Annotated in this window: 12 protein-coding genes; 8 read left to right on the forward strand and 4 right to left on the reverse strand. The window is 41.9% G+C overall.

Annotated elements, in window-relative coordinates:
- Nucleotides 1-443 precede the first annotated feature (443 nt).
- From AC5590_RS24285 to AC5590_RS24295, 3 genes are all read right to left on the reverse strand, one after another.
- Nucleotides 444-1,619: a HetZ-related protein 2 gene (locus AC5590_RS24285; protein WP_169265946.1), complete on the reverse strand. Its 1,176-nt coding sequence runs from the start codon at nucleotides 1,617-1,619 to the stop codon at nucleotides 444-446.
- A gap of 673 nt (nucleotides 1,620-2,292) precedes the next feature.
- On the reverse strand, nucleotides 2,293-3,024 hold the full coding sequence (locus AC5590_RS24290; protein WP_169265947.1) for a TIGR04283 family arsenosugar biosynthesis glycosyltransferase: 732 nt from the start codon (nucleotides 3,022-3,024) through the stop codon (nucleotides 2,293-2,295).
- A 136-nt stretch (nucleotides 3,025-3,160) separates the two neighbouring features.
- Nucleotides 3,161-3,499, reverse strand: coding sequence for a carbon dioxide-concentrating mechanism protein CcmK (locus tag AC5590_RS24295; protein ID WP_169265948.1), 339 nt, complete (start codon nucleotides 3,497-3,499; stop codon nucleotides 3,161-3,163).
- Nucleotides 3,500-4,368: 869 nt separating this feature from the next.
- Between AC5590_RS24295 and AC5590_RS24300 the strand changes: the two genes are divergently transcribed.
- From AC5590_RS24300 to AC5590_RS24310, 3 genes are all read left to right on the forward strand, one after another.
- Nucleotides 4,369-6,159 carry an ABC transporter ATP-binding protein gene (locus tag AC5590_RS24300; protein WP_169265949.1) on the forward strand — a complete coding sequence of 597 codons (1,791 nt, stop codon included), beginning with the start codon at nucleotides 4,369-4,371 and terminating at the stop codon, nucleotides 6,157-6,159.
- A 107-nt stretch (nucleotides 6,160-6,266) separates the two neighbouring features.
- Nucleotides 6,267-7,919 carry a glycosyltransferase gene (locus tag AC5590_RS24305; RefSeq protein WP_169265950.1) on the forward strand — a complete coding sequence of 551 codons (1,653 nt, stop codon included), beginning with the start codon at nucleotides 6,267-6,269 and terminating at the stop codon, nucleotides 7,917-7,919.
- Nucleotides 7,916-8,977, forward strand: coding sequence for a polysaccharide deacetylase family protein (locus tag AC5590_RS24310; RefSeq protein WP_169265951.1), 1,062 nt, complete (start codon nucleotides 7,916-7,918; stop codon nucleotides 8,975-8,977). Before AC5590_RS24305 ends, AC5590_RS24310 begins: the two co-directional genes overlap by 4 nt.
- 102 nt (nucleotides 8,978-9,079) lie before the next feature.
- Here AC5590_RS24310 and pepP read toward each other — a convergent pair whose 3' ends face one another.
- A complete protein-coding gene (pepP, locus tag AC5590_RS24315) occupies nucleotides 9,080-10,390 on the reverse strand; it encodes a Xaa-Pro aminopeptidase (RefSeq protein WP_169265957.1) in 1,311 nt (436 codons plus the stop codon).
- A gap of 425 nt (nucleotides 10,391-10,815) precedes the next feature.
- Here pepP and AC5590_RS24320 point away from each other — a divergent pair, with 425 nt between their 5' ends.
- The 5 genes from AC5590_RS24320 to AC5590_RS24340 all read left to right on the forward strand — a co-directional run bounded on the left by AC5590_RS24320 (nucleotide 10,816) and on the right by AC5590_RS24340 (nucleotide 17,733).
- Nucleotides 10,816-11,358, forward strand: a complete 543-nt coding sequence (locus AC5590_RS24320) for a carboxymuconolactone decarboxylase family protein (RefSeq protein ID WP_169265952.1) — start codon at nucleotides 10,816-10,818, stop codon at nucleotides 11,356-11,358.
- Nucleotides 11,355-12,710, forward strand: coding sequence for an adenylate/guanylate cyclase domain-containing protein (locus AC5590_RS24325; RefSeq protein WP_211178510.1), 1,356 nt, complete (start codon nucleotides 11,355-11,357; stop codon nucleotides 12,708-12,710). The genes AC5590_RS24320 and AC5590_RS24325 overlap by 4 nt, the downstream gene beginning before the upstream one ends.
- A gap of 3 nt (nucleotides 12,711-12,713) precedes the next feature.
- Nucleotides 12,714-13,337, forward strand: a complete 624-nt coding sequence (locus tag AC5590_RS24330; protein ID WP_169265953.1) for a DUF4231 domain-containing protein — start codon at nucleotides 12,714-12,716, stop codon at nucleotides 13,335-13,337.
- 356 nt (nucleotides 13,338-13,693) lie between these two features.
- Nucleotides 13,694-15,154 (forward strand): DUF4062 domain-containing protein, encoded by a 1,461-nt coding sequence (locus AC5590_RS24335; RefSeq protein ID WP_169265954.1) that lies wholly within the window; start codon nucleotides 13,694-13,696, stop codon nucleotides 15,152-15,154.
- On the forward strand, nucleotides 15,154-17,733 hold the full coding sequence (locus AC5590_RS24340) for a WD40 repeat domain-containing protein (protein WP_248277264.1): 2,580 nt from the start codon (nucleotides 15,154-15,156) through the stop codon (nucleotides 17,731-17,733). The genes AC5590_RS24335 and AC5590_RS24340 overlap by 1 nt, the downstream gene beginning before the upstream one ends.
- Nucleotides 17,734-17,933 lie beyond the last annotated feature (200 nt).

Below are 17,933 nucleotides of genomic sequence, written 5' to 3' on the forward strand. Positions count from 1 at the left end.
GCTTCTCCAATGCTGAGTTTTACTTCGTTGCCGTTTTCCATATCAACTTACCTGATATAGACTATACCATTTTTCGTAATCATGAAAGTACCAATGATACACAGACAAGTCAATAGACTTACTTTACCAGAACTTCCGTAGAACACACAGGAGAGAACCAAAGGATTTAGAGAATTTTCAAGGGAGATACAAAGTAGCAATCAATGCTATGTAGTACTAGTTTATACTTTTATAACAGATTTACCACTATTATGTTAATATTATTATCATTTGGTCAACAAAAATTTTTTTATATAAATAAAAATAAAAGAATGACAAATAATCAGAAGATTATTTAGGAATTGGAAACAGGTAATTGTGAGTTTATAGTTCAGCAGCTAAAACCTACTAGACTATAAATTTAAAATCACTGAGCAATTACCAATTTCCTTTTCAGGATGACCTCAGTCTTGACTCCTCAAAGCTTGGGCTAACAGGTAAACTTTAGTCCATTCACCCATTGCTTGATGCATTTTGAGTTTTAGCGCTGAAGCTGTGTCTTCTATCGAATAACCTGCTTTACGCAACTCTAGGACTTGGCGCTGCATGGGGGTTAATTGTTCATGAAATTGTTGCCATTGCTTAGGTGTCAATCCCAAGTTATGTTCTTTTAAAGAAATTGACAGCCAGCTATCTACCAATTCTGGTTTCCCTTTGAGGGCGAATACACGTACAGCATGGTAGCTAATTTTCTCTCTGAGTCGATAGACTTCCTTGATCGGCTTATTTAGTTTTTTGGCTATTTCATCTTGAGGCTTACCTTGTAGATAGAGTCGCAACCAGTCAATAGCTTCTGAACCAAGATTTTCGTATAAATAATCCTCAAATTCCTGCTGAACTGTTTTACGCAGTGCTTGTTGCTCTTCTATCTCTTGAGCTTCTTGATATTCAGCTACTGCCTGAGTATCAACCAAGTTGATTCGATTATCACTGTCATCAGTAAGAATTTCTGCAGAGACAAGCCTAACTAAGTCTTGAGTTGGTACTTGGGTTAAACCACCACGTTGAGTTCTTCTCAAGAAATTCACGAAACGGTACGCCAGTAGAGGTTGGTTACGTACTGGTCGCAAACAATACTCTTCTACACTGGCAAACAGTAGAGCGTTCTTGAGTCTATCATCAGTTGTCAATTCTGAAATAGAAACCATTTGTTGTTGTATGTAACTATCGCTTTGCAGTAATTCTTGGATCACTTCTTGAAGTACATCCAGCACTGTCCGTTGGCGATCGCGACTCAAGGCAACCCAAGTTTGGATCTTATGACGTAACGTCACCAAACTCCCCAATCGAGTGATCAGGTTGCGGTAAGCACGAACTCTTGCAAATCCTAAGTAACGCTGACGCAAAATCTTGTAGCGGTACTCCATAGCTTGTTTGGCGATCTCCAGTTCCTTAGAGTTCAGTACCTCAAACCGATCTAAGTCATTTCCCACAAGCCATTTGACTATACTTTCTCTATTGGCAAAACTTTGTTCTGGACATTCGATATCCAGGCGTTTGAGCCAATATTGTGTCAGTTTTTCCGCCTCCAAAACCATAGTGAGATTGCGCTCCTCGAAACCCTGTTTTAAAGTCTGCATCACAACCCCCTTTTTCTCCGTCCCTCTTTATTTCTTTACTGCCAGCTGCACCCGATTTGATGATGTCCATGATGACATCTGATGTGTCTCCTCTGTTATTACGTTTTGACTCACTAAAGTTATGCAGGTAGTTTTAAATTTCGATGCATCCTCACAATCTTGAACTACGGCAAATCAAGCTTTCTGAGCTTTTCTGACGACTTTTTCTAAAGTTAAATTTTTGTAAACTTAGAATATGTTGTCTTGACTCAGAAAAACGATCTACCCAAAATATATAAGGTGACAAGATATTTTGATTCAGGGATCAGGAAAAACTAACATTTTGCACCCGATAATTTTGGCGAATTTGATCCACCTCTCCAGACGTTGTTTTACAATATATGTTTCAAACAGTATACTAGCTAATTTTTATACTAAAAATTAGCTAGATTGTGTATCTATAACAACTCAGCAGGATATCATTTGAATTTTACAACATAAATGAATCCAGACATTGTGAGTTTGTATTCATCTTTAAAAGGCTTACATAATTTTGAAAAAAAGAGCAGTCGTTTATCGGCAAAAAATGACGAGTCAAAATGTATACCTAATGTTAGCAAAAAGCTATGAAAAATTAAGAGGTACCCTGATGGATACCTTTAAAAACTACTGGCTTGTTCAATCGGCTAAAGTTTCAGCGAACATCCTCATAAAACTGCTTTAGGTATTGTGGCGAGACGCCTATACCCCAAAGAAAGCCAATGGCAAGATATATGCCTGTCGCTTTGAAAAAACCCCAATGTGCCACACGGCGATCGCTACTTTGGACAATGCGGTTCACCAGACGGATTTTCCCCTGTCGCACCAGCTTCAGGCATAAGTCAGCTTCTTCCATGATTGGAATATTGCTGTCAAAACCTCCACATTTCCAAAAATCAGCACGACGTGCAAATATGACTTGATCACCAAACAACAAGCGCAGTCCTTGAAAAAACAGATGTGGGCGAAAAAGTAATGGCGCGTAGTAACTTTTTACAAAGTTGTGCAGTGATACTCCCCATCGAGTGGTTCTATCACCTGTCATCAAAGAAATAAAACCTCCCCCGGCAACAGTTTTGTCTACTAGTGTTTGCTCAATGACTGCGACAAGATCGTCTGGAACTAAGGTGTCTGCATGTAAAAAACAAAGGATTTCTCCGGTTGCAACCTCCGCGCCTTGATTCATTTGTGCAGCACGTCCACGTTTTTTGGCAGCAATAACAGAAACTCCAGCCTTTTGAGCTATAGTAACGGTTTCGTCAGAACTGCCACCATCTACAATTAGTACCTCCTGAACTGGAGGTACCAATATAGTAAGATGGCGGAGAGTGCGTGCCAGACACTCCGCCTCGTTTAAGGTAGGAATAATTATTGAGACACTAGACATAGATTAGTCATGAGTCACTAGGATAGCTGATACTCTGGTTAACACCGTTTGCTTACGATGAACTTAGCTTGTTAGCTACTCATGAGTAAACATGAAACTTTTGACTGTGAACGACCGACTATCAACTAACCACCAACTACCTGCGTACAATTGGATTTTCCACTGATTGTCGGTATTGTTCGACTTCTTGTGTATAACCTATAGGCAAGACAGCTTCAACGTTTTCATGGGGACGAGGAATGATCACCCAAGATTCAAGGGTTCCGCCATGAACATGTTCTATAGCCTCAATACCAGCCTGCATCGAGGTTTTTACCTCTGATACATCCCCACGAATATTAACTGTAAAGCGAGCACTACCCACTCTTATATATCCTACAAGAGTGACTCGACCTGCTTTCACCATAGCATCCGCTGCTGCTAGCACAGCAGGAAAACCTTTTGTTTCAATTGATCCAACTGCCTGTAGTGGCATTGGTTGTCTCCTATGTCAAACGTATGTGGCGCTACTGAATCATTGTACGAATCTTCCCACAGATTTCATAGTAGGTGTCCATGATCTTTGTTTTCAACCGCTCATACATCCAGAACGAATTGAAGGCGATCAAACACGTACCAAAAACGGAGCGCGACTCCAGACTCAACCGAAAGGCAACCTGCAACGCCGGATAGTATTTGTGTCCATGAGTCTAGACCATAAGTAGCATCTGTTATTTGATAGATTTTGCCTAGTGTATATACTGAAACGAAAACTCGTTAACTCAATGAGTATAGATTTAAAAAATTTGTAGATAAAGCCTAATAGTTAAAGAATTATAAGTGAATATACTGCACCTCAAAAAGCAATTATCTTTTAAAATTAAGTATCGTATAGCACATAAAGACAATTAGGAGAGAAGTTATACAGCATTAAAAGTTACAAACTAATACGGCAAAGAACTGTCCTAAATGCTTAAAGAGCGGTGAGACAGCCAGGAGTTTATCTCAAAGGCAAACCCTTTGAAATAAGCTGCGGTGCTGTAATAACTAGGGGTGTAAGGGAATAAGGGTATAGGGGTTTAGGGGACTCCATTTCTGGGCGTCCGCTTGCGCTTACCTGTATCGCGTTCACCGTTTATGTGCCTTGGTACAGCGTAGGGTGCTGCGATCCAATTAGTAAGTCCTGCGAACAGGCACTCTTGGCGGGTAGGCTACCGCAAACTTATCGGTTTTTAGGCATGGGAATGTCAAAACTAAAGTATCTGATATCTTACAGCGTCGATTTTTGTAGCTCTTGCTCAAAGAAATAACAAATAAACATATTCATGATTTCCTATCAATATTTTTACATCAGAAGGAAATACAATGCAAGAAGTAAAGGCAATTAAGACTTTATTACCACTTCTAAGATTGTATCCTTGGGTCATTCCAGTAATTATCATTCTAGGGATATTCTCCTCTTTATTTGAGGGATTAGGAATTAGTCTGTTTATACCTTTTCTCCAGACTCTAGATACAACAAACTCACAAAGAGGCTCTAGTAATTTACTAGTTAATTTTCTTAATCAAATATTCATCAACATCCCACAAGATAAACATCTGTTCATAATACCAGTGTGTATTTTGGGGTTAGTTATACTAAAAAACTGCCTTGCCTACATCAGTACTCTTCTTGGTCATTGGCTGTACTGGCATATTGGACAGCGTTTGCTGTGCAAAATTTTTCAGCAGCTTTTAAGCGTGAGTTATAGTTTTTTGGACTCTCATGCATCAGGTAAATTGCTGAATACACTGGATATCGAAACTTGGCGAACTTGCGATGCTATTTTTCTGCTCGTTAATATCGCTATCAGTCTGTGTACAGTTTTTGTTTTTGTGATTCTGCTGATGCTGACATCTTGGCAACTAAGTTTGTTGGTTACTGTTGCCTTGGTGCTTATTTCACTAACTATACAGTATGTAACGCGCAGGGCAACAAAGCTGGGTAGAGAGTCAGTACAGGCACACAATAATCTCGCTAATCGGGTTATGGAAGGGTTTTACGGAATGAGGGAGATTCGCGCTTTTGGTCACGAATCTTACGAACTCAAACGTTTTGAACAAGCAACAATCCATTCACGTATTATCGCTCTGAACTTGGCTAAGCTTTATTCAATTACTGGACCACTGTCGGAAGTTTTAGCAGTTGCTTTATTAGTATTTATTTTGATGATCGCTCTGCAACAACAGTCTAACGTTCCTACATTATTAACATTTATTTTTATGCTTTATCGTCTCCAGCCCGTCGTGAGGCGGTTAGATACTGAGCGTGTGAATTTGATTGGTTTATTGGGTGCTGTAGAAGATGTGATGTCATTTTTAGATATAACTGAGAAACATAATATTTGCTCCGGTGATATTGAATTTCAACGTTTACAAGGAGGAATTACTTTTGAAGCTGTTAACTTTTACTACAATACTTCCGAAAAACCTGCACTTCAGGATATTTCGTTTTTTATACCCCGAGGTAAAACTACTGCAATAGTTGGACCTTCAGGTGCAGGTAAATCTACAGTCATTGGGTTAATTTGTCGCTTTTATGAAACTGAATATGGAGAGATATCTGTTGATAATCATCCTCTACAAAAGTTAAATTTATCTTCTTGGCGCAGTCGCATTGCTATTGTCAGTCAGAATATTTATATCTTTAATACAACAGTAGGAGAAAATATAGCCTATGGTCGCTTGGATGCAACAAAAAGCGAAATTATCGCCGCCGCTAAAAAAGCGAGTGCCCACGAATTTATTAGTCAGTTACCTGAAGGTTACGATACTATAGTTGGCGATCGCGGCATTCGGCTTTCAGGAGGACAAAAGCAACGCATAGCCTTAGCCCGCGCGATCATTCGCGAACCAGAGATTTTGATTCTTGATGAAGCAACTAATGCTTTAGATAGTCTTTCTGAAAATTTCATTCAGGAAGCTCTCAATTCCTTTAGTCAAAATCGTACCGTGATTGTGATTGCCCACCGTTTATCTACTATTAAGCAGGCAGAGCAAATTATTGTCCTGGAAGAAGGACGGATTGTTGAACAAGGCAATCTCCAGTATTTACTTAAACTCAATGGATTATTTGCCAAGCTTTATAATCTGCAATCTGGTAGTACTCAAGTTTAACAGTTAACAGTTACCAGTTATCAGTTACCAGTTACCAGTTACCAGTTACCACTGTTTACTGTTCACTGTTTCAAGCTCAAGTTTAAATATTTAGGTTATGGAAAATCATGGAAAGTCAACCTCTCGTTTCTGTTATCACTCCCTTTTTCAATACTGAAAAGTTTATCCAGGAAGCAATAGAAAGTGTGCTCACCCAATCCTATCAAAATTGGGAGTTATTATTAATAGATGATGGTTCCAGTGATGGAAGTACTGTCATTGCTCAGCATTATGCAGATTTGTATCTAGAAAAAGTGCATTATTTTGAGCATGATGATCACCAAAATCTTGGTAAAAGTACTTCTCGAAACTTGGGGATCAGCAAGGCAAAAGGCAAGTATATTGCTTTTCTGGACGCTGATGATGTCTTCTTGCCACAAAAACTAGAACAGCAGGTGGCAATTTTACAATCTCAACCTGAGACTGGTATGGTATATGGACCAACTCAACATTGGTATAGTTGGACCGGTGAACAACAAGATTACCAACGTGACAATATTAGACCACTTGGAGTTCAGCCGAATACTTTGTTTCATCCACCAAGCTTAGTAACTCAGTTTTTAAAAATTGTTGGAATCGTACCTTGCACCTGCGGATTGCTGATACGACGGGAGGTTATAGAAGCTGTCTCCGGATTCGATGACACTATTCAACATATGTTTGAGGATCAAGTGTTGCTAGCAAAAATTTGCTTGCATGCTCCTGTATATGTAGATAGTAACTGCTGGGATAGATATCGCCAACACTCAGAGTCTAGTTGTTCTAAGGCAATCCAAACAGGAAAGTATCATCCTTTGAAACCTAATCCTGCACATCAGATTTATTTGAACTGGCTACAGAAGTACATCACTACACACCGAGTGCAAGACGCTGAACTCTCGAATGCACTAGAAAAGGCTCTTTACCCCTATCACCATCCTATGTTGTACTTTCTATTGCGAGTAAAAAACAAAGTCGCGCGAATTGCACGCAAAAAATTTCCTGGTTCTGTTCACCGCTTTTTAGGAACGCAATTGCTTGGTGATAAATATATTCCTCCTACAGGGGCTATGGATTTTGGTAGCTTGCGACGGGTTACGCCCATGAGTCAAGCCTTTGGCTATGATAGAGGTCAGCCTGTTGACCGCTATTATATTGAAAACTTCCTTGCCCATTATCAAGAGGATGTTCGTGGGCGTGTTTTAGAGATTGGTGATGATAACTATACCAGACAGTTTGGTGGCTATGTCTCTAGCAAGGACTCTGTTCAACGCATCACCCAAAGCGACGTACTTCATGTGACAAAAGGCAATCCCAAGGCGACGATCGTTGGAGATCTTACTTGTGGGGACAATATTCCATCAAATAGCTTTGACTGCTTTATTCTGACGCATACAATCCAGCTTATTTACGATGTACGGGCGGCGATTAAAACAGTTCACCGCATCCTTAAGCCTGGAGGAGTCGCTTTGGTGACAGTTCCTGGCATTAGTCATATTGGTGATTATCAGTGGGCTGATTACTGGTGTTGGAGTTTTACTGCTTTATCAGTTAAGCGTATGTTTGAAGAGTTCTTCCCAGCAGAAAATCTCCAAATTGAAACTCACGGGAATGTACTCGTTGCTAATGCTTTTCTCTATGGGATCGCAAGTGAAGAATTGCGTCAGGAAGAATTAGATTATCGCGATCGCAATTACCAAGTCACAATTACTATCAGGGCAGTCAAACCAGATACTGTATGAAAATACCTGGAGTTAGTAAACTGCGGCGAATGGCTAAACGCTTGCGGGGGCGTTTAGCACCGGGGGGTCTTATTTTGATGTACCATCGTATCACAGAAGTGGAATCTGACCCCTGGTCAATTTGTGTTAGTCCTCGCCACTTTGCCCAACAGATGGAAGTCTTACACAAGTTTGGCGAAGTTGTTTCGTTACAGCAATTAAACCAGACATTGCAACAAGGCAAAACTCCTCATTGGCAGATAGCAGTCACTTTTGATGATGGTTATACAGATAATCTCTATAACGCCAAACCGCTGTTAGAACGTTACGATATTCCTGCCACTATGTTTTTAACCAGTGGATATATGGAACAAAAACGTGATTTGTGGTGGGATGAACTTAATAGGTTGTTGCTGGAACCTGGTTGTTTACCAGAAGTTCTTTGTTTAGAGATTAACGGTACAACCCATCGCTGGGAATTAGGTACAGCAGCCAATTACAGTGAGGAGGAATATCAGCGCGTAGACGCAAAGCGGCTTGTCGTCAGACATCGCCACTGGAGGGCGTTAGGGGAAGATAACCCCACTCCTCGCCATACTCTTTATCGCACACTTTACTGGCTGTTATCACCTTTGCTGCCAGAAGCACGACAAAAGGTTATGGATCAAATGCTGGCGTGGGGTGATTGTGTTCCAACACTGCGCCCAAATCACCGCATTTTGAATTTAGAGGAAGTGTCTACTCTGGGAAGTGAGTTAATTTCAATTGGTGCACATTCTGTAACACACCCATTTTTATCTTTCTTACCTACTGCCCGACAGAGGGAAGAGATTCAAGACAGCAAGACTCATCTTGAGGAGATTATAGGACAAAAAGTGGTGAGTTTTGCGTATCCTCACGGCAACTATTCTGAAGAAACAGCAGGTTTGGTGCGGGAAGCGGGATTTATGAGTGCTTGCACGACTTATCCTCGTACTGTCCGGAGGCAGTGCGATCGCTTTCAATTACCTCGCGTTGTCGTTGAGGACTGGGATGGTGAAGAGTTTGCCAAACAGTTGTCTGAGTGGAGAGCAAGCTAAACGGTTTATCAAAGAGAATCATTCGTCAGTCGTCAGAAGTCAAAAGTCAGAATTCTTTATTTCTTTTTTCTGAATACTGAATTCTGACGACTGAATTCTTCTTCAACTTTCCACTTCAGCGACTTCCTTAGGTACACCAGCTGTCAACACTTCATGACCTGTTGATGTTACCAAAACATCGTCCTCAATCCGAATACCAATACCAACCCAACGTGGATCTGTCTGTGGCTGGTCTTCTGCTAGCTTGGTATCTGGTACTATATAAAGTCCTGGTTCTACTGTCAGCACCTGACCTGGTTGTAAAATCTGTTGGTTATCCTCACCATGTTGATAAACACCCACATCATGAACATCTAAACCTAGCCAATGACCAGTACGATGCATATAGTATGGCTTGTATTTTTCTTCTTCAATGAGCTTGTCAATTTCACCCTTGAGTATACCAAGTTCAACTAAGCCTTCTGTCAGGACACGTACGGCTGTATCGTGAATTTGTTTGTAGGGATTACCTGGTTGAACTTGGGCGATCGCCTGCTTTTGTGCTTCCAAAACAATCTCATAAAGCCTCTTTTGTTCTGGCGTAAATTTGCCACCCACCGGAAATGTACGCGTAATATCAGAGTTGTAATAACTATAAGCACAACCAGCATCAATCAGCAGTAACTCATTGTCCTGCATTTGTCGGTCATTTTCAATGTAGTGCAAAATACAGGAATTGACTCCAGAAGCGACTATTGAAGGGTAAGCTGGTCCGAGTGCACCACGGAGGCGAAAGATGTGTTCAATTTCCGCTTGAACTTCATACTCGTACCGCCCTGGTTGTGTAAATTTGATGGCGTGATTGTGTGCTTCAACTGCAATATCCGCAGCTTTACGCATCAAGTCCAATTCTGCTTGACTTTTCCTTAATCTCATGCTGTGCAGAATTGGACCAGTATCTTCAATCGCGATTGGTCCTGTACCGCGCTTGGGATAAGTCCGCATTAAACGTTGCCAAAGATTAAGGATTGTGTCGTTGAAAGTGCGATCGCGTCCGAGATGGTAATATATGCGATCAGACTTTTCCAAATACTGTGGCAACTTTTCATCGAGTTCGGCGATCGGGTAAGCCTCATCTGCACCATACACTTGTTTTGCGGCTTCTACCCCACAGCGATAACCACTCCAGACTTCCCGCTCCCTATCTTTAGGTTGGACAAATAACACAAACCGATGTTCTGGGTGTGATGGTGCTAAAACTGCTACTGCTTGTGGTTCGTTAAACCCAGTTAGATAATAAAAGTCGCTGTCTTGGCGAAAAGCGTATTCTACATCATTGTGCATCACCGCTGTTGGCGCGCTACGAAAGATTGCAGTTCCATTCCCAATTTTTGACATCAATTGCTCACGGCGCTGCTGATATTCTGCCTGCATCATTCTAATGGTGTTTCTTGATTAATTATTGTTTCAAAAGTACTCAAAACTATAAGTTTCTTTAGTTAGTTTGTACTTACTCTCATCCAGACCCATTATAGACTCTTTGATAAATTATTTGTAGTTTTTATACCTCAACTATGGTAATACTTGCTTGATACATTTATAAACATAGAGTAAAAAATAATACTATTTACTGATGAGGTGGTCGCTACAGTATTGTTACTCTAGAATAAGATATGCCTTGTATTAAGTTGTACAAAACTGTTTAAGTTAAGTATGTTTTGCACGAGCAAAGATTGCGCTTTTGAACTCAAGGTTAGTATCTTGAGTTAGTGTTGCTCTTGCCCAAATCAAAAAAACTCAGTTTTGAAGCGTGCAAAGTATAGCTTAAAACAAGTTCCTCACTCAAGCGATAGATAAGAATGGCTAAATTTCCCATCATCGAATACGACCAACTCAGTGATCCCTACGTCAAAGCAATATATGAAGAAATTCAGGTTGAACTTGGATTTGGCATAGTGCCAAATTTATTCAAATCCATGACAATCAATCCTGAGATATTGGAAGCGAATTGGAAGAAATTTCGCAGTACTATCCTCAAAGGAGATGTTCCACGCACACTCAAGGAAATGCTAGGAATTGCTATTTCCCAGTTTAATAATAGTCCCTATGCACTGAATGTGCATTTGCATGGATTATCATCATTAGGGATGAGCGAAGAAGTTTTAAGAACCCTAGTTTCAGATTTTGCAGCCTGTCCGCTACCTGAACGTGAAAAAGCAGTGATCAGCTTTGGTTTGAAAGCCGCGACTGAACCGCACACGCTCACGAGTAAAGATTATCAACACCTTTATGACTTAGGTTTAGACAATTCTGAAATATTTGAGATTGTCGCCACAGCAGATTTATTTACAAGTATTAATAAATACACGGATTCAATTTCGCTAGAAATTGATACATTATGACTTCTTCTCTCCCCGTCTCTATTGGTACTCGGCTAGAACAACAGGACTATCAGCAACTGTTGTTCCTTTCCCGTCGCCTGCTTGCTGAAGCTCAAGCGCTTTCCAGTAGGATCGCAGCTGTTAATGAAATTGCGACCGCCATCAATCGTTCGCTGAAGCTGGATGAGATTTTGCGAGTTGTTAGTAAACAAGCAAAATGGTTGTTAGACTTTGAGCATTGTAGTGTTTGCCTGAGCGATACTAATGATTCTTGGCGTATCGTAAAGCTGTTCGGTCCTACTGTCGAAGTCAAGTTTTCTGATACAACAGAAATGGGTGTCGTTGGCATTAGTCTGAAAACAGGTCAAGCCCGACTGATTCATGAAAAACCTACAAGGGGTTTTCTTAGCCAGTACCAATCGCAGATCATCATTCCATTGGAATGTGATAATCGCGTGCTTGGTACAATCAACTTTGCCACCTCAGCAGCAAGAAGTTACACTCAAGAAGATTTACGCATTGGCTATTTACTAGCAGTGCAATTATCTGCAGCCATCCGTAATGCTGAACGCTTTGAAGAGTTAAATCGGCTGTATCTTGAATTAGAAAAAGAAAAAAGCAAGACAGATAAATTGCTTTTGAATATACTACCAATAGATATTGCCTCTGAACTCAAGCAGACTGGCGCTGTTAAGCCTCTCTACTATGAATCTGCTTCTGTTCTGTTTACAGACTTTAAGAATTTTACTAAGTTATCAGAACAGTTGACTCCACAGGAATTGGTCGATGAACTAGATTATTGTTTTTCTTGTTTTGATCAGTTTACTGAAGCGCATGGCTTAGAAAAATTGAAAACAATTGGTGATAGTTACATGTGTGTTGGGGGAATTCCAACTCACAATAAAACTCATGCAATTGATGCTGTGCTAGCTGCTATCAATATTCGCACTTTTATGGAATGGCGTAAAAAAGAAAAAGCGCTTTTAAATCAACCATATTGGGATATTCGTATCGGTATTCATTCAGGTCCATTATTAGCAGGTGTGATTGGACACAAGAAATTCGCTTACGATGTCTGGGGTGACACTGTTAACACCGCTTCTAGAATGGAATCATCTGGTCTGACTGGAAGTATTAATATTTCTCTTTCAACTTTTGAGTTAATTAAAGATCTTTTTCTAGTTGAATCTAGAGGCAAAGTTAATGCCAAAAATAAAGGCGAAATTGATATGTATATTGTTAAAGGTATTAAAGATAGTTTAGCTATAGACCCGACAGGTTTATTACCAAATAAGGAATTTAATGATCTATATTTTACTATCCAACCAGATACAGATACATTAATTGAGGAGAGCCTTATTGATCAGGAGTGAGAAATGTCATCTCAGGATTTAAACCGTAAAGTCTCGAAACAAAGCTTGGAAAAACTCATCGAAACACTAGAACTGTCTGATTTACAAAAACAGTTTCTGCGTTCTCGCTGGCTAGAACAAGTCTCGTGGACGTCACAGCGGGCTAAGCAGTCTCGTAACTGGTATTACAGACTGCGACTAACAGCAATCATAGGTGGTATTATTGTTCCTATATTAGTGGGTTTAAATATTAACGACAAAAATGTTGCTTCGTCTGTTCGGTGGGGTGCGATCGCTCTCAGCGGAGTCGTTGCTATCAGTTCCGCTGTAGAAGAGTTTTTTCACTATGGGGAACGCTGGCGGCATTATCGGCATACGGCGGAGTCTCTGAAGACTCAAGGCTGGCAATTCTCTCAATTGAGTGGACTCTACAGTGATTACAACACTCATCAAGAAGCTTTTTCTAATTTTGCAACTCAGGTTGAAGATATCCTCCAGCGTGATGTTAATGTCTATGTTACCGAAGTTGTGCAAAACAAGGAAAAGCAAAAAGAAGATCCTCAGCAGGCGTTCATTAAACAAATCATTCCTCAATCACCGACAGAGAACAAGGCTTCGGAGAAGAACATTTCAGAGGAGAAAAAGTAGTAGTGTAGGGTGGGCACTGCCATATTAACCCTCATATAGTGGGCAGGATCTAACTGGCAGTGCCCACCTATGTGTGTTTCAAAAATCAAATAGGATTCCTATATATTTTATTAGCAGTACTGTTAATTTACAGCATTTTTCTGCTTTGGTGGGCATTGCCTACAAATATCTAAAGCACTCATCTGATTTGCTTTTGGGCAATGCCCACCCTACGGGTGTTGATAAATAAAAGCAGTACTGTTAATTTACAGCTATTTTCTGTAAAGTGGGCATTGTTTAGTGTAGAGATGTTGTATGCACTTTCATTACAGCCGTGTATTGCACGCAGCCGAGAAGCAGTATAAGTCGAAAAAGTGATGGGTTTTGAAAATGACATCTTTATCAGCTACGCCCACATTGATAACCAGCCGCTGAGTGAAGGGCAGGAAGGATGGATTTCGGATTTTCATCGCGCGTTGGAAATCCGTTTGGCACAACTACGGGGAGAAAAACCTAAAATTTGGCGAGATGAAAAATTGCAAGGCAATGATTACTTTGGCGATACGATTGTAGAACGATTTCCCAAGGTGGTGTTGCTGCTTTCTGTACTCTCACCCAGGTATGTGAAGTCAGAGTGGTGTATCAAGGAATTGCAGAAATTTTGTGAGGCTGCTGCGATGACTGGTGGCGTTCGTCTTGCGGAGAAATCACGGATTTTTAAAGTCATCAAAACCCCAATTGCTCGAAATGAACATCCCCCGGAAGTGCAAGAACTTTTGGGGTATGAGTTTTATCAGTTGGATCAGTCTGGGCGTCCAATTGAATATAGTAAGATATTTGGTGTTGAAGCTGAACGCAATTATTGGACGAAAATCAACGATTTGGCTTATGACATTAAACAAATGCTAGATAGTTTTTCCAGTCATGATGACAACGGTGCGGCTAAACAAAATCCTGTTGCATCTACTGGAACCACTATTTATTTAGCAGAAACGACTTTTGATCTTGTTGAAGAACGAAACAAAGTTAAGCGAGAGTTGCAGCAACGGGGTTATGTTGTTTTGCCAGAACAATCTCTCTCTCCTTACTATCCGGATTTTGAACAGGTTGTGTGTGAAAATTTAGAGCGCTGCAAACTTTCGATTCATTTGATTGGTGCTAAGTATGGTATCGTGCCGGAAGGAGCAGATAAGTCAGTCGTTGTTTTACAAAATGAACTGGCAGTTAAGCACAGTCAAAAGTCTCCGGAATTTTTGCGTTTGGTTTGGATGCCAGTGGGATTACAACCACAAGAACCGCGTCAGGAAGAACTGATTCAATCTCTGCAAAGTGAACCTAACTTGCTACAGACAAGCTTGGAAGAACTCAAGACTATTATTAAAGATAAACTTAATTCTAAGCCGCAGCCACCAAAAGAGGTTATTGCAGAAGATGGACCATTACGAGTTTACTTGATTTGTGACCAGCGGGACTTGGAGGCGATCGCCCCATTAGATGACTATCTCTACAACCAAGGCTTTGAAGTCATATTACCCTTGTTTGAAGGAGATGAAGCGCAGGTGCGTCAAGATCATCAAGAGCAATTACAAATGTGTGATGTGGTGATTATCTACTGTGGTAATATTCAAGAACCTTGGCTGCGAACAAAGCTGGGAGACTTACGAAAAATTTACGGTTATGGTCGCTCAAAACCCATGCTGGCTAAGGGAATTTACATGGGTGAACCGCATACGCCACAAAAGCAACGGTGGTGTCGCACTCGCGAAGCACAGTTAATCACAAATGTCAAGGAATTGGAATTATTCGTAGCCCAACTCATCCAGGGAGGGCAACGGTGATGCTGGAAACCCAAACTCGCCTGAATCCTTTTCCGGGATTGCGACCTTTTGAAGCGCATGAAAACTATTTGTTTTTTGGGCGGGAAGGGCAAACGGATGAGTTACTCCGCAGGCTGCGGCGTCATCGGTTTTTAGCAGTTGTCGGCACATCGGGAAGTGGTAAATCTTCGCTGGTGAGAGCTGGGTTACTTCCGGCGCTGTTGGGTGGATTCATGACACAGGCTGGCTCAAGTTGGCGGGTGGCGGTGATGCGTCCGGGAAATGACCCCATCGCGAATTTGGCACAGGCGCTGAATCATCCAGATGTTTTTGGTTTAGATACAGAAGATGCCCTAATTCAAACAATTATTACTGAAACAGTTTTACGACGCGGTGCTTTAGGACTAATCGAAGTTGTCCAGCAGGCGAGAAAACCCAGTGATGAAAATTTGCTGGTTGTGGTTGACCAATTTGAGGAATTGTTTCGATTCAAGCAAAACTCTCCTAGGAAAGATTCTGGGGATGAAGCCGCCGCATTTGTCAAGCTGCTTTTGGAAGCAACTCGTACTAAGTTGGATTCACAAACCTCACCCCGCCCTCCGGGCACCCCTCTCCTTACTAAGGAGAGGGGCAGGGGTGAGGTGATACCTGTGAACGCAACTCGGTATCAACAGCAGGAGTTGCCAATTTATGTTGTGCTGACAATGCGCTCGGATTTTTTGGGCGATTGTGCGCAATTCCGGGATTTACCGGAAAAGATGAATGACAGTCAGTACTTGATTCCACGCTTAACGCGCGACCAACTGCGAGCAGCAATTACAGGTCCGGTTGGCGTTGGCGAAGAGGAAATCACGCCACGCTTAGTAAATCGGCTGATTAATGATGTGGGCGATAACCCAGACCAGTTGCCGATTTTGCAACACGCGCTGATGCGGACTTGGAATTACCACAAACTTGGAGAACCAATCGACCTGCAACATTATGAGGCGATTGGTGGGATGGATAAGGCGCTGTCCCAACATGCGGACGAAATTTATAACCAATTACCAGATGAGAACTGCAAAAAAATTGCCGAAAAATTATTTAAATGTCTCACAGAGAAAGGTTCCGATAGTCGCGGGATTCGCCGTCCGACAAAACTGAGTGAAATTTGTGCAGTTGCGGAAGCGACAGAAGCAGCAGTTATCGATATTGTAGAGCAGTTCCGCGCTCCTGGTCGCTCATTTCTCATGCCGCCTGTGGGTGTGAGGTTGGATGAAAATTTGGTACTGGATGTTTCCCATGAAAGTTTCATGCGGGTTTGGCAGAAGTTAAAAGACTGGGTGGAAGAAGAAGCACAGTCAGCTCGAATTTATCGCCGTTTGGCGGAAACCTCAGCACTGTACCAGGAAAAGCAAGCCGGACTCTGGCGTGATCCAGAACTTACGATTGCTTTGAAATGGCGAGAACGCAATAAACCGAATCAAGCTTGGGCTGGGCGTTATAACCCGCAGTTTGAACAGGCAATGCAGTTTTTAGATGAGAGTGCTAGAACTCGTGATGTTGAGGAGGTTGAGAAAGAGCGACAACAGAAAGAGCAACTGAGGCGACAAAAAGAGAAAATTCAACTTCAAAGAAAAGCCCTGATTGCTCTACTTGTTGGTTTTCTTGCTGCCACTGGGTTTGGGCTGGCGGCTTTCTTTCAATACCGCCAAGCTCAACAAAATGAAATCAAAGCTTTCAGAACATCCTCAGAAGCGTTTTTTTATTCCAACCAACAGTTGGATGCTTTGCTGGAAGCTCTGAGAGCAGGAACAAAACTGCAAAAAGCAACCTGGGGAATAGCCGAAACCCAACTTCTGGCACAAGTTGTGCCCACGCTACGGCAAGCAGTCTATGGTATCAGGGAGCGCAATCGTTTAGAAAAACATAGCAATACGGTTCGGGCCGTTAGTTTCAGTCCCGACGGCAAGACGATTGTTTCTACCAGTTGGGACAACACGGTACGGTTGTGGAACCTACAAGGGCAGTTGCTCGAAACCCTCAACGGTCATAGCAGTGCGGTCATTGGCGTCAGTTTCAGTCCCGACGGCAAGACAATTGCTTCCGCCAGTTCGGACAAGACCGTACGGTTGTGGAACCTGCAAGGGCAGTTGCTCAAAACTTTCAATGGTCATAGCGCTGAGGTCATTGGCGTCAGTTTCAGTCCCGACGGCAAGACAATTGCTTCTGCAAGTTGGGACAATACGGTACGGTTGTGGAATCTGCAAGGGCAATTGCTCAAAACCTTGAGTGGTCATAGCGATCAGGTCATTGGCGTAGCTTTCAGTCCCGACGGCAAGACTATTGCTTCGGCAAGTTCTGACAAGACGGTACGGTTGTGGAATTTGCAAGGGCAATTGCTCAAAACCTTGAATGGTCATAGCTCTGGGATCATTCGCGTAGCTTTCAGTCCCGACGGTAAGACAATTGCTTCGGCAAGTTGGGACAAGACGGTGATTTTGTGGAATTTGAATCTCGACGATTTACTGGTGCGCGGTTGTGATTGGGTGCGTGATTATTTGCAGACGAACCCGAATGTGAGTGAGAGCGATAGACATCTGTGTGATGGGATTAAGTAGGTGGAAAAAAGTTCTGTGTGTTATCGTCTAAGTTGGCTGCTAGCGAGCCGTGAGATACTGCACCGATAAAGTTTGCCAGGGGATCGCTACTGGAAGTCGGTGGATTCTGGTTCTGGGGATTTCTGTCAGCTATCTTGCACCCTCCGGGTTCGCCAGTCGCTCATGGGGGAAACCACGCCAGGTCGCACAACGGGGGGAAC

The sequence above is a fragment of the Brasilonema octagenarum UFV-OR1 genome, assembly GCF_963888615.1.
GTDB classification, from domain to species: domain Bacteria; phylum Cyanobacteriota; class Cyanobacteriia; order Cyanobacteriales; family Nostocaceae; genus Brasilonema; species Brasilonema sennae.